The sequence below is a fragment of the Gymnodinialimonas sp. genome (assembly GCF_059726805.1).
In genome coordinates, this window is the sequence record NZ_AP041059.1 from 2,694,106 (window position 1) to 2,708,760 (window position 14,655).

At 64.3% G+C, this 14,655-nt stretch carries 19 protein-coding genes; 12 read left to right on the forward strand and 7 right to left on the reverse strand.

The features are described 5' to 3' along the window. Positions 1-10 precede the first annotated feature (10 nt). From AC6I9R_RS13070 to AC6I9R_RS13085, 4 genes are all read right to left on the reverse strand, one after another. Entirely contained in the window at positions 11-268 is a 258-nt protein-coding gene (locus AC6I9R_RS13070; protein ID WP_461426003.1) for a DUF6525 family protein, read from the reverse strand. After that, the gene (locus AC6I9R_RS13075) at positions 268-951 is read right to left on the reverse strand and encodes a DUF1826 domain-containing protein (RefSeq protein WP_461426004.1); all 684 of its coding nucleotides are present in this window, start codon (positions 949-951) and stop codon (positions 268-270) included. The genes AC6I9R_RS13070 and AC6I9R_RS13075 overlap by 1 nt, the downstream gene beginning before the upstream one ends. After that, positions 941-1,861 (reverse strand): NAD(P)/FAD-dependent oxidoreductase, encoded by a 921-nt coding sequence (locus tag AC6I9R_RS13080; protein ID WP_461426005.1) that lies wholly within the window; start codon positions 1,859-1,861, stop codon positions 941-943. The genes AC6I9R_RS13075 and AC6I9R_RS13080 overlap by 11 nt, the downstream gene beginning before the upstream one ends. Before the next feature lie 243 nt (positions 1,862-2,104). After that, entirely contained in the window at positions 2,105-3,280 is a 1,176-nt protein-coding gene (locus AC6I9R_RS13085; RefSeq protein ID WP_461426006.1) for a zinc ABC transporter substrate-binding protein, read from the reverse strand. Positions 3,281-3,336: 56 nt separating this feature from the next. On the opposite strand from AC6I9R_RS13085, the gene AC6I9R_RS13090 reads away from it, so the two are divergent. From AC6I9R_RS13090 to AC6I9R_RS13120, 7 genes are all read left to right on the forward strand, one after another. Next, entirely contained in the window at positions 3,337-3,855 is a 519-nt protein-coding gene (locus AC6I9R_RS13090) for a transcriptional repressor (RefSeq protein ID WP_461426007.1), read from the forward strand. After that, on the forward strand, positions 3,852-4,610 hold the full coding sequence (locus tag AC6I9R_RS13095; RefSeq protein WP_461426008.1) for a metal ABC transporter ATP-binding protein: 759 nt from the start codon (positions 3,852-3,854) through the stop codon (positions 4,608-4,610). Before AC6I9R_RS13090 ends, AC6I9R_RS13095 begins: the two co-directional genes overlap by 4 nt. Continuing rightward, positions 4,610-5,455, forward strand: a complete 846-nt coding sequence (locus tag AC6I9R_RS13100) for a metal ABC transporter permease (protein ID WP_461426009.1) — start codon at positions 4,610-4,612, stop codon at positions 5,453-5,455. Before AC6I9R_RS13095 ends, AC6I9R_RS13100 begins: the two co-directional genes overlap by 1 nt. 233 nt (positions 5,456-5,688) lie before the next feature. Then, positions 5,689-6,051 (forward strand): BufA1 family periplasmic bufferin-type metallophore, encoded by a 363-nt coding sequence (locus tag AC6I9R_RS13105; RefSeq protein WP_461426010.1) that lies wholly within the window; start codon positions 5,689-5,691, stop codon positions 6,049-6,051. A gap of 76 nt (positions 6,052-6,127) precedes the next feature. Next, positions 6,128-6,991: an MNIO family bufferin maturase gene (gene bufB, locus AC6I9R_RS13110; RefSeq protein ID WP_461426618.1), complete on the forward strand. Its 864-nt coding sequence runs from the start codon at positions 6,128-6,130 to the stop codon at positions 6,989-6,991. Further along, on the forward strand, positions 6,991-7,725 hold the full coding sequence (locus tag AC6I9R_RS13115; protein ID WP_461426011.1) for an HvfC/BufC family peptide modification chaperone: 735 nt from the start codon (positions 6,991-6,993) through the stop codon (positions 7,723-7,725). The genes bufB and AC6I9R_RS13115 overlap by 1 nt, the downstream gene beginning before the upstream one ends. An 11-nt stretch (positions 7,726-7,736) precedes the next feature. Beyond that, positions 7,737-8,297 carry a DoxX family protein gene (locus tag AC6I9R_RS13120; RefSeq protein WP_461426012.1) on the forward strand — a complete coding sequence of 187 codons (561 nt, stop codon included), beginning with the start codon at positions 7,737-7,739 and terminating at the stop codon, positions 8,295-8,297. A 17-nt stretch (positions 8,298-8,314) separates the two neighbouring features. Here AC6I9R_RS13120 and AC6I9R_RS13125 read toward each other — a convergent pair whose 3' ends face one another. Further along, complete coding sequence (locus AC6I9R_RS13125) at positions 8,315-9,196, reverse strand: LysR family transcriptional regulator (protein ID WP_461426013.1); 882 nt, start codon at positions 9,194-9,196, stop codon at positions 8,315-8,317. Between the two features lie 432 nt (positions 9,197-9,628). Between AC6I9R_RS13125 and AC6I9R_RS13130 the strand changes: the two genes are divergently transcribed. From AC6I9R_RS13130 to AC6I9R_RS13150, 5 genes are all read left to right on the forward strand, one after another. Further along, positions 9,629-10,162: a cytochrome b gene (locus tag AC6I9R_RS13130; RefSeq protein ID WP_461426014.1), complete on the forward strand. Its 534-nt coding sequence runs from the start codon at positions 9,629-9,631 to the stop codon at positions 10,160-10,162. A gap of 20 nt (positions 10,163-10,182) precedes the next feature. Further along, complete coding sequence (locus tag AC6I9R_RS13135; RefSeq protein WP_461426015.1) at positions 10,183-10,740, forward strand: NADPH-dependent FMN reductase; 558 nt, start codon at positions 10,183-10,185, stop codon at positions 10,738-10,740. A gap of 35 nt (positions 10,741-10,775) precedes the next feature. Beyond that, on the forward strand, positions 10,776-11,222 hold the full coding sequence (locus tag AC6I9R_RS13140; RefSeq protein ID WP_461426016.1) for a hypothetical protein: 447 nt from the start codon (positions 10,776-10,778) through the stop codon (positions 11,220-11,222). Between the two features lie 30 nt (positions 11,223-11,252). Next, entirely contained in the window at positions 11,253-11,909 is a 657-nt protein-coding gene (locus tag AC6I9R_RS13145) for a CDGSH iron-sulfur domain-containing protein (RefSeq protein ID WP_461426017.1), read from the forward strand. Between the two features lie 91 nt (positions 11,910-12,000). Continuing rightward, complete coding sequence (locus AC6I9R_RS13150) at positions 12,001-12,600, forward strand: SAM-dependent methyltransferase (RefSeq protein ID WP_461426018.1); 600 nt, start codon at positions 12,001-12,003, stop codon at positions 12,598-12,600. A gap of 9 nt (positions 12,601-12,609) precedes the next feature. On the opposite strand, the gene AC6I9R_RS13155 is transcribed toward AC6I9R_RS13150, so the two are convergent. Next, entirely contained in the window at positions 12,610-13,020 is a 411-nt protein-coding gene (locus tag AC6I9R_RS13155) for a RidA family protein (RefSeq protein ID WP_461426019.1), read from the reverse strand. Positions 13,021-13,040: 20 nt separating this feature from the next. Continuing rightward, positions 13,041-14,654, reverse strand: a complete 1,614-nt coding sequence (locus AC6I9R_RS13160) for an AMP-binding protein (protein ID WP_461426020.1) — start codon at positions 14,652-14,654, stop codon at positions 13,041-13,043. Between the last annotated feature and the right edge of the window lies 1 nt (position 14,655).

Below are 14,655 nucleotides of genomic sequence, written 5' to 3' on the forward strand. Positions count from 1 at the left end.
GCCGGACGCCTTAACCCGGCACCCCGGACACTGCATCTTTGGCCAGCCGTTGCGCCTGCAGCCGCTCCAATTCCGCCAGGGCGTCCTCGGGATCACCTGATTTCGAAAGCGCGCGCTCATAGGCCCGCCGGACAGAGCGCGTGCGCCACGGCAGGGCTGCCTCGGCCAACCACGACCGCAGGATCGGCGGTAAACGGTCATATTCGCGCATCGGATCCTCTGCCCGGCGACGCTTTCGCAGGCGCGTTTGTCCAAGATTGCCCGACATTACCCAGCGTCCTGCCCTTCAAAGATCGGGTCGAGCACAAGCACCAGCCGCGGCTCCCCCGTGCCGGCAATGGGCGGTGAGCGGTGCAGCAGACCAGAGGCGGGCCTTTCGGGCGAAAGCGTCCCGCGCAGCAGCATCGGCGCGCCGGTGGCGACCTGAAACACCCGCTTCGGCTCGGCCCCGTCGGTCGAAATCCCATACTGCGTCCCCTGCCCGCGATAGGTGCAAATGAGACGGGCGATCAGAGCATCGATGTGGAACTTTGAGCAGGCATTCGACGAAATAGCTTCGAGACGCAGGCGCAGATAGGGCGCGCGCATCAATTCTGAGAAAGTCGTCGCTAGACCGGCGATGTCGGCCTCAAGCCAAGCGCGTTCTGGCCCGGCCTCAAGCCCGGCGGCGTCGTTGAGATGCGCGACGGCATCGGGCACGGCGTCCGGGCGCAGGATCAGGCGCCCAGATGGCAGCTGCGAAGGGTCCAGCTGATCGATCCAGCGCTGGAAACCAGGCGCGCGCCGCCGCCGCCAAATGACCGCCGCACAGCCCGGTTTGCGGATCGTGGCAAGCCCCTCGGCGCTGTCGGTGATGCCAACGCCGATGGCGGCCCCGTGCAAGACCTGTTGCTGGGATCCCTGCGGATTTCGTTCCTTTACGAGATCGTCATTCGTTTGATCAGTCGTCACAGTCGGCCACCTCAAGCGGTTGGACAAAGTCTGGAAACAGAAGCGATTGATGGCATCCCGTGCCCGCCGCCGCGCCTTGTCCCAAGGCCAACGTCACGCTGTGGGCAATCCCACCACAGTCGCCCGCCGCAAAGACGCCAGTGACCGAGGTTTGACCCATCGCACCGACCTCGACAAAGGGGCCAAGGGGGCCGTCGCCAAGATGGCAGCCGAGTTGTGCAGCGGGAGTGTCGTCCAGGCTGACGCGCGGCGCTGTAAAGATCGCGGCGAAGGTGGCCGTGCTACCATCCTCGAACGTCACCGTGACGCTATCGCCCGCGTCCTGAAGGGTCTGGATGACCCGTGCGTCCACACCGATCCCCGGCAGGTCTTCCGGCACAATCCCCGCGCCCGTGCCTGTCAAAAGCGTCACCTCATCGCTCCAATCCGCGCGAAGCATCTGGGCCTGATGGCCGGACATCGGGTGTACGGCGAGAACGGCCAAGGGGCGGTGGCGCACCTCGTATCCATGGCAATAGGGGCAGTGGATCAGGCTTTTGCCCCAGGCCTCGGCCGCGCCGGGGATCTCTGGCAGCATGTCCTTCACCCCGTGGGCGAGGATAACTCGGTGGGCGTCAAGCGTTGCGCCAGAGGCAAGGCGCAAGGTGAATCCCGCGCCTGTCTTTTCGGCCGCGGTCACCGTATCGATTTGGACCGAAACGGTGGGATACGCCGTTGCGTCGCCGCGGAAGCGAGAGAGGATATCAGAGGGCAAAGCGCCGTCCCACCCCGGCACGCCATGGGCCGCCGGTGACATCCGGTTGCGCGGGGCACCGGCGTCAACCACAACCACCGAGCGACTGGCCCGGCCAAGCTGGAGGGCGGCAGTCAGGCCTGCGAAGCTGCCACCGATAATGGCCACATCAATCATCGTCGTCTCCTTTTCGCGCTTTCAGGTGGCGTGCGTCGGCTGTTCGAGTCGCGGGGCTTCACATCAGCGCCAAGCCTCATCATAAAATGTAATCACATAACAATTGTCGCTCGGAACGCGCCGTCCCACACCGCCAACAAATGTCAGTCTCCTCGCACGACAACCCAGCCACCCAGGCCCGGTAGGCCGCGCATCTAGGGTGGATCGCCCGGCACGAATGGCACGGGCGATCCGGTCGCTGTGTTACAGGCAATCAGCCAGTGTCGTCGCCATGTTGCGCAGAAGTTGCGGGTAAAGATCCGGTCCCGGCTCTAGTTCCGCGCCAAGCGGGTCGATCACACCAGTATTAGCTTCGGTGCCATCAAGGACCACCTCAACGATGCCGGGGTTGAACTGGGGCTCGGCCAGAACGCAATCCACACCCTCCTCCTGAATACGCCCCTGGATCTCGGCGATCCGTGCCGGGCTTGGGTCCGTGGCATCGCTGAGCGAGATCGCGCCCGAGGCGGGGAAATCGAAGTCCGTCTCAAAATACTGATAGGCGTCGTGGAACACGATGAAACTGCCGCCGCGCACCGGGTCGAGGGTTGCGTTGATCTCGGCAGACAGCGCCGCCATTTCCTCGCGCGCCGCGGCTGCGTTGGCGAAGTAGGTGCCCGCGTTTTCGGGATCAGCCGAGGAAAGCTCCGCCGCGATCAGATTAAGCCAGGTGCTGGCGTTCTCGATCGACAGCCAGGCATGGGGATCATGCGCGCCGTGGCCGTGGTCATCATGGGCATGTTCGTCGTGATCGTGTTCGTCGTGCCCGTGCTCATCATGGTCGTGCTCGTCATGCCCATGCTCATCGGCTTCCGCATGCTCTTCATGCTCATGCTCTTCGTGATCATGGTCATGGTCTTCGTGCCCATGCTCTTCGTCCTCGGAGTGTTCCTCATGGTCATGCTCTTCATGATCATGATCCTCACCCTCGGCATGTTCCTCGTGGTCATGCTCTTCCTCATCCCCATGCCCGTGGTCATCATGGTCATCATGGTCGCCATGGTCATGGTCGTGGGCCTCAAACAGCGCCCCTTCCCGGAAATCCAGCAGCAGCGTCCCGTCTGCCTCAAGAAGCGTGGTCACGTCGGCATCTTCGGCCAGCGTTTCAACGGCGTCTTCCATCCAGGGTGTCAGCCCCTCGCCCATCCAGAACACCAGATCCGCGTCTTGCAGGGCGGCGGCCTCCGACGGGCGCAGGCTGTATTCGTGGGGCGACGCGCCGGGCTGGATGACCAGGTTCGGCGTTCCGACCCCGTCCATGACACGGGCGACCAGCGAATGGACCGGCGTGATGTCGACGGCCACGCTCGGCACGTCGGCGATCGCGGTGCCGCCCATCAAACTCGCCATGGCGGACAGGGAAAGAAGCTTTCTGGACATTGGATCCTCCGTGTGATCTTATAACATTAAGAGCGGCATAAACGATATGGAATAACATGACAAGTGACCCGAAGACCCAAGAGGCGGAAAACGCCGCCGCACTCGGGTTCGAGCATCACGACCATGGCGTGTGCGTCGCCGACGCCCTGGCGTCAGCGGAAGAGCGGTGCAAGGAAGAAGGCCTGCGGCTCACCCCGGTGCGGCGCAAGGTGTTGGAGCTGCTGTTGCAGGAACACCGGGCCCTGGGCGCCTACGCGATCCTTGACCTCTTGCGCGCGGCAGGCTTCGGGTCACAGCCACCGGTTGCCTACCGGGCGCTAGATTTCCTTGTCCAGAACGGCTTCGTCCACAAGATCGAGCGGCTGAACGCCTTCGTGGCCTGCGCCCATCCCGGCCGCACCCATGCCCCGGCCTTCCTGATCTGTCGTCTCTGCGACGCGGTGGCCGAGGCACAATCGGCACCGTCCAAAGGCGCGCTCGGGGCTGCGGCCCGCGCCGCAGGGTTCCAGATCGAGCGGACCGTGGTGGAGGCCGAAGGGGTATGCCCCACCTGTGCCGACAAGGACCGCGCATGAGCCTGATTGCCGTCGACAACCTCAGCGTGAGCTATGGCGCGAACACCGTGCTGCGCGATGTCTCGCTTTGCGTGGAGCCCAATGAAATCGTCACCATCGTGGGCCCCAACGGCTCGGGCAAGACGAGCCTTCTCAAGGCCATCATCGGCGCGACAGCCCCCGCCAAGGGCCACGTCAGCTTGAAGCCCGGTCTGCGCATCGGATACGTGCCGCAGCGGCTGCACATTGATGCAACCCTTCCGATCACCGTCGAGCGTTTCCTGCGCCTCTCCGGCAAGGTCAGCCGCCACGATTGCGCCGTGGCGCTGGAGACCGCCGGCGTGCCGGATCTTATGAAACGGCAGATGTCGCAGCTTTCCGGCGGGCAGTTCCAGCGGGTGCTTTTGGCGGGCGCGCTGGTCAATCGGCCCGAGGTTCTGTTGCTGGACGAGGCCACGCAAGGCCTCGATCAACCGGGCTCGGCGGCCTTCTACCGCCAGATCGAGGACGTGCGGCGCGACACCGGATGCGCGGTTCTGATGATCAGCCACGAGTTGCATGTGGTGATGAGCGCGTCGGACCGCGTCGTTTGCCTGAACGGCCATGTATGCTGCGCCGGAACGCCTGCTGTCGTGGCCTCAGCACCGGAATATCGTGCGCTCTTCGGCACGGGCACCGGGGGCGCCTTGGCGCTTTACCGCCATGACCACGACCATGATCACGATCATAACCATGACGGGCACGATCATTCCCACAGCCACGAGGCCGCTGAGTAATGTTCGATGACTTCATGACGCGTGCCACCCTTGCGGGTGTTGGCGTGGCGATTGCCGCCGCCCCCTTGGGTTGTTTCGTCGTCTGGCGGCGGATGGCTTATTTCGGCGACGCCACGGCCCATGCGGCGATCCTGGGCGTGGCGCTGGCGCTGGCCTTTCAGACATCGATTTTTCTGGGCACCGTTGCGGTCGCGTTGATGATGGCCCTGACCGTCACGGCGCTGGCGGGGCGAGGCTACGCGATGGATACGCTCTTGGGCGTTCTGGCCCATTCCGCCCTCGCCTTCGGGCTCGTCGCTGTCTCCTTCCTGTCGGGCATCCGCATCGATCTGATGGCCTACCTCTTTGGCGATATCCTCGCTGTTTCCCATTGTGACTATGCTGATTTTGCCGCGCTTGGCTGGCAGGCGTTGGACCGCTGCGATTTGGGCGTCATCTGGGGCGGTGCGGCGCTGGTAGTGGCCCTGATCGCCTGGCGCTGGTCGCCGCTTTTGACGGCTACCCTGAACGAAGAGCTGGCCTACGCCAGCGGCATCGACCCGAGGCGCGAGCAATTGATGCTGACCCTCGCCCTCGCGATCACCGTGGCTGTCGCGATCAAGGTCGTGGGCGTGCTGTTGATCGCCGCAATGCTGATTATCCCGGCGGCCGCCGCGCGCAGCCTGGCCCGCACGCCCGAGGCGATGGCGCTGATCGCCGCCGCCATCGGCGCGGTCTCTGCTGTAGCAGGCCTGCGGGCCGCCTATATCTTCGACACGCCCGCCGGCCCCTCCATCGTTTGCGTGGCGGCGGTGCTGTTTGCCGGGCTGAGCCTTTTGGGCTGGCGCAGCCGGGGCGGTGCCTGAACGCCATTCGCTCCGCCGCAAGGAACGGGCAGCGCGCCGGGCAGTTGATCTCAACCAGAATATCGGCCAGCGTTAAAGGCGAACGAGCGCCTCACATTCGGTCAACCACTTGTGACCAACACGTTTGTGATTGGCTTGTTAGGGTGGCGTCAGGACATATGACGCGCAGTTGCAGCACGCTCGCGGCAACGGTCCAAAGACCCAGCCAACCAACTCAAGGGAGACCCGAACAAATGAACACTGCCACCAAATCCTTCGCCGTCCTCGGCGCCGCCACCGCCGCCGTCACCGCCTATGCCGTGGAGCCCGTTCAGGCGCAGGCACAGGAAAAGTGCTACGGCGTCAGCCTGGCCGCCGAGAATGACTGCGCCGCCGGACCCGGCACGACCTGCGCCGGCACGTCGACCGTCGACTACCAGGGCAACGCCTGGACCTTCGTGGCCGTTGGCACCTGCGCCGACATCGAGCTTCCCGCCATGGCAGACGGCACGCCGCGCACCGGCATGACGCTTGACGCCGTTGAGGCGGCGGGCTTTGAGGGTCTGAACCGTGACCTGCCCGAAGGCACCGACACCTCGGTCCTGATGCCCGTCTAAGGGTTCCTTCCTACGCGGCGCGCCCGGCCCTGACACGAACCGGGCGCACCGCACACAGATACTCGTGGATGCCAAGATGCGCGACCTGCCCGCCACATTGACCGAGCTTCCCCAAAGCGTCGGCATTGGATACAAGGCCAGGCACTTCAGCGGCCTGATGGACGCCCCAGGTCCCGTCAGCTGGCTTGAGATCCACGCCGAGAATTACATGGGCGACGGCGGGCGTCCCTTGGCGCAGCTGCGCGCCCTGGCCGAGCGGTTTCCGATTTCGGCCCACGGCGTCGGTCTTTCCATCGGCGGCGACGGCCCGCTGAACCGAGACCACCTGGCGCGGCTCAAACACCTGTGCGACTGGCTGCAACCGGCCAGCTTCTCCGAACATCTTGCCTGGTCCACCCACGACACCGCCTTTTTGAACGACCTGCTCCCCCTGCCCTATACGCAAGCCACACTGGCCCGCGTCGCCGATCACATCGACGAGGTGCAAGATACCGTCGGCAGGCGCATGCTGCTCGAAAACCCCTCCACCTACCTGGCCTTCACGGATCAGGACTACTCGGAGGTCGAGTTCCTGAAGGAACTCGCCGCGCGCACCGGCTGTGGCCTGCTGCTCGACGTCAACAACGTCTTCGTCTCAGCCACCAATCAGGGCTATGATCCCACCGCCTACATCAATGCCTTCCCGCTGGAAGGCGTGGGCGAGATCCATCTGGGGGGCCATGATGAGGATGCGGACGACGAGGGCCGTCCCCTGTTAATCGACAATCACGCCGCCCCCGTCGTGGACCCGGTCTGGGATCTCTACGCCCATACTATCGCCGCCGCAGGCCCGCGCCCCACGTTGATCGAATGGGACACCGACGTGCCGCCGCTGGATGTCTTGCAAGCCGAAGCCGCCCGCGCCGCCGCGATCCTGTCGCCAGAGCCGGTCCGCCTGTGATGGATCACGCCGCTTTCGTCACCGCGCTGGCTGATGCCAAAAGCCCGCCACCCGACGGCCTCTGCAATCCCTTTGGCGGACCAGCGGGCAAGCGGTTTGACGTCTACCGCAACAACGTCGCCGTCAGCCTGACCGAAGCGTTGGAGACCGGGTTTCCGACGGTGTGCAAGCTGGTCGGCCCTGACTTTTTCCGCGCCACGGCCGGGATCTTCCTGCGCGCGCACCCGCCGGAGGATCCGCGCCTTGTCCTATACGGCGGACGGTTCCCGGGCTTCCTCGCGCGTTTTGAGCATACCCAACCCTTCCCCTACCTGCCCGACATTGCGCGGTTCGATCTGGGGATGCGCCAATCCTACCACGCCGCCGACGCCCCGCCTTTGAACGTGGGCACCCTCTCGTCGAATGACGTGATGGACCTGCGCCCCCGCCTCGCGCCCGCCACACTGATCCTGCAGTCCCGTTTTGCCATCCTCGATATCTGGCGCTTCAATCACGTCGAAGGGGCGCCCAAGCCCGGCACGGCAGCCCAGGACGTGATCCTGACCCGACCCGAGTTCGACCCTGAACCCCACCTGCTGCCCAAGGGCGGCCATACCCTGGCGCGGCACCTCAAGGGCAAGATGACCCTGTCCGAGGCGCTCGTCGCCACCCTTGCGATAGAGCCTGATGCCGACGCGAGCGCCCTGATTTCTGTCTTCCTCTCCACCGGCGCCTTGACGCTGACTTCCCCCTGAAAGGTGCCGCCATGACTGCCCTCCTCACCCTCCACAACCGTGTCTTTCAAGGGCTAGAGACCCATGTCGCGCCGGTGCTGATCCCGACGCTGGCCCGGTTCCTTTTCGCGGCGATCCTATTCTTCTACTTCTGGAATTCCGCCGTCACCAAGGTGGGCGACGGCTTCCTTGGCCTGTTCCAGCCGGGCTTCGGCGCCTATGGCCAGATCCTGCCCCGTGTGTTCGAGGCGTCGGGCTATGACCTCAGCCAGATCGGCTTTCTGCCGCGCGCTTTGGTTCTGGTTGCGACCTGGGGCGAGTTCATCCTGCCCGTTCTGATCGTGATCGGCCTTGCCACGCGGATCGCGGCTATCGGCATGATCATCTTCGTGGCCGCGCAATCCTGGGTCGACATTTTCGGCCACGGCTTGCGCACCGAGGACATCGGCGCCTGGTTTGATGGCATCCCCTCAGCGATCATCATGGACCAACGGGGATTCTGGGTGTTCATGCTGCTCGTCCTGGTGTTCCGGGGGGCAGGTCCATTGTCTTTGGACGCGCTCCTTGGCCGACGGCGCGCCGATACCGCCTGATTGGGGCGGAAGCTGCGTTACAGCACGCGCTCCTGATCGGTCTTGCTGGCCTTCAAACACGCCAGGAACGCCTGCACCTTGGCCGTCCGATGCAGATCGACGTGGGTCACCACCCAAAGCGCGGTCGACCAAGCGTCATTGGGCGCGATAACCTCCACCAGGTTTCGACGCACGCAGGCATCATGCTCGGCCAGAAACCCCAGCCCCAGCCCCTCGCAGACAGCGCCGTGGAGGACCTGCTGATCGACGGCATGGAGCGCCAGCGCATCGGGCGACACGTTCGAAGTCATCCAGTCCGCAAAAGGAAGCCGGGACGATAGATTGACCGAGCCGACGAAGCGATGCCCGTCCAGGTTGTCAGGATCGGGCAGCCCGGCGCGGTCGATGTAGGCCTTGCTCGCGTAAAGACCAAAGCGCACGCGCTGGAACAGGCTTACCACGTAATCGGGCACGTCCGGCTTTGCGCCCGCACGAATGGCGACATGGGCCTCGCCATGTTCCAACCGGGCCAATTCCTCCCCGGCGAGGAATTCAATCGCGATCTGGGGATGCGAGAGGTGAAAGTCACGGATCGCGGGCATCACCTGCGGAGCCACGACACTCATCGCCGTCACGATCAACGATCCCGAAAGCTGCCCCGCCTTGCCCCGCGAGCGGCCCGCCAGATCTGCAAACATCTCGTCCGCACGGCCAGCCACCTCCAGCATGTCGCGGCCCGCATCGGTCAGGGCATAGCCCCGCGCATGGCGCTGGAAGAGCGGCGCTTTGAACGCCCCCTCCAACGTTTCCACATGGCGATTGACGGTCGCGCGATGCACACCCAACCGCTCTGCCGCGGCGCTCACGGTGCCCAGCCGCGCAACCATCAGCGCGGTGCGAAGTTCGGTCCAATATTCCATGGACGTGTTTAGCATGGGCCTTTTGTTGCTTCAACGCGCAGGAGATGGGCCGGTAGCTAAGAAATGCGCGTCCTATCACTAGTACAACCTCCCGTAATCTTGCGCCCAGAGTCACGCCCACAGAGGTGACCGAAATTCAGGTGATGAATATGCCGGTCAAAGCCGCAGGCTACGCACTGACCATCGTAAGAAAGACGGATTCCGACCTGGCTTCCCCAGCAGAACATCGCGCTCTCACGGATTTCGCAGACCCATCAACGCCCCCGACATCGATCGCGCACCCAGATCCTTCAGTTACCCCTGTCAGCCCTGCATCGGAACAGAGATCCATGTCGCATCATTGCGCATATTCCGCGCATTTGGGGCACTGGTGTGCAGACTGCCCGTCGCGCACACTCTCCTCAAACCACCTCTGAAAAGGCGCTTGCGACCATGCAACGGTATCATCCCCTCCTCGTGGCGCTCCATTGGCTGATGGCGCCGATGATCCTCATGGCGCTGACCGCAGGTGGCCTGTTTCTGGCCAACATGCCGTCTGACAGCCCCGACAAAATCGCGGGGCTCGGCGGCCATATGATCTTCGGCATGGCCATCGGCGTATTGCTGATCCTGCGCCTGATCACCCGCACCAAAACCGCCCATCCGCCCCAAGCGGCCACCGGAAACGCGCTCCTCGACCGTTTGGGCGCCTGGATCCACTGGGGCTTCTACATTCTGATCGCGGGCATGGTCCTGACCGGCCTCGGGTCGGCCATCGGCGCGGGCCTTTTCCCGATCGTTTATGGCGGGGCGGCGGACAGCTTGCCCCCGGAACTGGCCGACCTGCCGCCGCGCATCGCCCATGGGGTCATTGCGCTCCTCCTGACGGCCCTCATCGTTTTGCACCTTCTGGCCGCGACCTATCATCAGGTCATCCTCAAGGATGGGCTCTTGCGCCGGATGTGGTTCGGCAAGCGCTCCGGTTAACTCGTCATAAGGACACCCCCATGAAGCTTCTCGCCTTCGCGGCCTCCAACAGCCGCGCTTCCATCAACCGTGCGCTGGTCGAACATGCCATCACCCGACTGCACGCCGGTATCGCGCCAGAGGTCGCCGTCACGACCCTGGATCTCAACGATTATGAGATGCCGATTTATTCACCCGAGCGTGAGGCCGAAGGCGGCATCCCGGCCGTTGCACAGGACTTCTTCGCCCAGATCGGCGCAGCCGACGCGGTGCTTGTCTCCTTTGCCGAGCACAACGGCTTTGTCACCGCCGCCTGGAAGAACATCTTCGACTGGATGAGCCGGATCGACGGGCAGCTATGGCAGAGCAAGCCGGTGGTGTTTCTGGCCGCCAGCCCCGGGGGCCGTGCCGGTGCCAATGTGCTGGCCAGCCAAGAGAAACTGGCCCCCTTCTTCGGCGCCGACCTGCGGGGCACGCTTGGCATCGGGAAGTGGGCCGAGGCCTGGGACGGCGAAACCCTCACAAGGCCCGAGGATTTCGCCGCGCTGGATGCGGTGCTGACACGCCTCCTGCACTCCTCGGATACCGCCACGAATTAACGACATCACGAAAACCCTTATCGGAGACTCCGCTCATGACCCCCACGCAAACTACTCTTCTCAAGATCGCCGCCGTGCTGTGGGTGATCTGGGGCGCCGTCCACGTTTTTGCGGGCGTGATGACCCTCTCGCTCGCGCCTGCAGAGGGGTTCGCGGGCATCGCCGATGCGGTCGATCCCACGCTTCTTGTGGCGGATTACCACGCGGCAGTGGGCGGCATTCTGAACCAACATGGGTTCAACCTGGCCTGGATCGGCCTTGTGACCATGGTCGGCGCCGTCTTCATCTGGCGTGCCAACATGACGGCAATCTGGGTCACGGCCCTGGTCGGCGGCTTGACAGATACGGGCTACTTGCTGTTCGTGGATTTTCCCGGCTACGTGAACTTCGTGCCCGGCACCGTGATGACGATGATCTGCGCCAGCGCTATTGTGCTCAGCTTCCTCGTCTGGCTGCCTAACCGCGCGCGCATCAAGGCCTGACGCCCGCCCCCAACCGAAAGGTTCCGCCCGATGACTGACCTGCCCAAGATCACCCCGGCACCGAATGGCCCGCTGATTGTCGAGAACCCGCCGCGCCTGACCGGCGCGGACGGGACGGACATCGAGACGCCGCCGAAGTTTGGGCTGTGCCGCTGCGGGGCCTCGGCCAGGAAGCCGTTTTGCGACGGCTCCCACGCCAAGATCGGGTTTGAAAGCGCGCCAGACCACACCCGTTTGCGCAACAAGGCGCTGGACTACGCTGGTGAGGTCAACGGCGTCCCCGTCACCATCAGCTACACGCCCGTCCTCTGCACCCATGCGGCAGAGTGCCAGAAGCGCGCAGCGCGCGTGTTTAACCCCAAGGCCAAGCCCTGGATCCAACCCGAAAATGGCTCCGCCGCCGAGATCATGGACGTCATCGCCGCCTGCCCCTCAGGCGCGCTGCGGGTCTCGGTCGGCGATCAAACCGCACAGCATCTGACCACGGGCGATATGGGCATCGCGGTTGAGAAGAACGGGCCGTTCCACGTGACCAATGTGCCGCTTGACGCTGAGTTCAACGGGGTTGGCGCCAGCCGCGCCAAGTATTCGCTGTGCCGCTGCGGGTTGTCCAAGAACAAGCCGTTCTGCGACGGCTCGCACTACGATGCGAAGTGGTCCGATGACGGGGCGCGCGCCGAGGATTGACGATGCCGCCCATGGTGTTGTCGGATGCTCAGAAGCGGGGCCGGACCGGCGCGTAACGCTTTTGAACGACCTGCAAAGCAGAGGCACACCCATGTGGGACAAACGATACGGGACGTCCGATTACCTCTTTGGCACGGCGCCGAGCGGCTTTCTGGTGCAGCACGCCGCTTTGCTGACCGCAGGCGCAACGGCCCTGGCCGTGGCCGATGGCGAGGGGCGCAACTCAGTCTTCATGGCAGAGCGCGGGTTGCATGTTACCGCGATGGACAGCTCCACCGTGGGGCTGGATAAGGCCCGGCGGCTGGCAACATCTCGGGGCGTCACGGTGAATTTCCAGCTTGCCGATCTGGCGAGTTGGGATTGGGCACCCGCGCAATACGACATTGTCGCCGCGATCTTCATCCAGTTTGCCGATCCCGCCTTCCGCGCCACGATTTTCGACGGGATCGAGAAGACCTTGAAGCCCGGCGGGCTGCTTTTGCTGCACGGCTATACGCCGCGTCAGTTGGCCCATGGCACGGGCGGGCCGGGAATTGCCGAGAACCTCTACGAGCCCGAGATGCTGGCCGAGCGGTTCGCCGCCTGGGACATTCAGAGGCTGGCGGAATACGAAGCCGAGCTGGATGAGGGCACAGGCCATTCCGGCACCTCCGCGCTGATCGACCTGATTGCTCGCCGCCCGTCGGCCTGATTGCGCAGGCTACAGGCGTTTTTCGGGACCAATGTAGGCCGTCGCCTCGATCTCCAGCAGCGCCGCATCCTCCACCAATCCGGCGACGATCAGCATCGACATCGCAGGAAAGTGGCGACCCAGGACGCGGCGGTAGACCTCACCCACTTCGCGTTGGCGGGCGACGTATTCCTTCTTGTCGATCACGAACCACGTCAGCCGGGTGATGTCCGTGACGCGGCCACCGGCTGCCTCCACCACGGCCACGATATTGCGCAGGGCCTGTTCCATCTGACCGATGAAATCATGGCTTTCGAACACCTGATCCGCCGTCCAGCCGATCTGTCCGCCGATGTAAAGCGTGCCGTCTGCGGCGAGCATGCCGTTGGCGTAGCCTTTGGCGGGGGACCAGCCGTCGGGCTGGATCGTTGTGGCAGTCATGGCGGGCTCCGAAGTCTTCGTCAGGATTGTTTCAGCAAAAAGCGTTGGATCTTGCCGGTTTGCGTTTTTGGCAAGGCATCACAGAATTTCACGCTGCGGGGGTATTTGTAGGGCGCGATGGTCGCTTTGACATGGTCCTGCAACAGCTTGGCCGTCTCGGGCGTTGGCGCGCCCTGGGCCAGCACCACATGGGCCTCCACGATCATGCCGCGCTCCTCGTCGGTCACCCCGATAACGGCGCATTCCGCGACGTGGGAATGGGCCAGCAAGGCGGCCTCTACCTCGGGTCCGGCGATGTTGTAGCCCGCGCTGACGATCATGTCGTCGTTGCGCGCGGCGAAATGCAGGTAGCCGTCGGCGTCCATGGTGAACGCGTCCCCGGTCACGTTCCAGCCGTCCAGCACATAGCCCGCCTGCCGATCATCGCTGAGGTAGCGGCACCCCGTGGGCCCGCGCACGGCCAGACGGCCGACCTGCCCGCGCGGCAGCTCGGCGTCATCTTCGCCAATGATCTTCGCCTCATAGCCCGTCACCGGCCGCCCCGTGCAGGCAGGCCGATGATCGTCAAAGCGGTTTGAGATGAAGATGTGCAGCATCTCCGTTGCGCCGATCCCGTCGAGCATCGGTTTGCCCGTTTTCGCAATCCAGTCGTCGTAAACCGGCGCGGGCAAGGTCTCTCCGGCGGAAACGGCGGCACGTAAACTGCTCAGGTCCGCGCCCTGCTCCATCGCCGACAGCATCGCGCGGTAGGCCGTGGGCGCGGTGAAGCAGACCGTTGCTTTGTACTTCTGGATGATCTCGATCATGTTGGGCGGCGAGGCTGTTTCCAGCAGCGTCGCCGTGGCCCCGAACCGCAGCGGGAACACGGCCAACCCGCCAAGCCCGAAGGTGAAGGCCAGCGGTGGCGAGCCCACGAAGACATCCTCTGGTGTGACGCCCAGAACCTCCTTGGCGTAGCCGTCGGCGATGATCAGCAGATCCCGGTGGAAATGCATCGTGGCCTTGGGCGCGCCTGTCGTGCCCGAGGTGAAGCCCAGAAGCGCCACGTCATCACGCCCCGTCTCCACCGCGTCAAACCGCACCGGCTTTTCCAGCGCCAGCCGGTCCAGTTCCGCGTCGTGGTTTGAGGTGCCGTCAAAGAGCGTTACGTGTTTGAGAAAGGCGCTCGTGGCGGCGCAGGCCTCCATCTCCTCACTGAGGCGGCTATCGCAAAGCGCGTGGGTGATCTGCGCCTTGTTGACGATCTGCCCCAACTCCATCGCGCGCAGCATGGGCATGGTGTTGACCACCACCGCCCCCGCCTTCGTCGCCGCAAGCCAACAGGCGACCATCGCCGGGTTATTCGCCGACCGGATCAGCACCCGGTTGCCGGGATTCACGCCAAGATCATCGACCAGCACATGGGCGAGGCGGTTGGTCCAATCGCTCAGCTCCTTGTATGTGCGCCTGCGCCCGTTGCCGATCAGCGCGTCATGGTCCCCGAAGCCCTTGGCGACCATCGCGTCCGTCAACTCCACCCCGACGTTGAGCCGTTCTGGGTAGTCAAACCCGTCCAGCAGGAAATCCGGCATCTGATCCTGGGGCGGCAGGTTGTCCCGGGCAAAGGTATCGGTGTGGGCGCTGGCGCCTAGCATG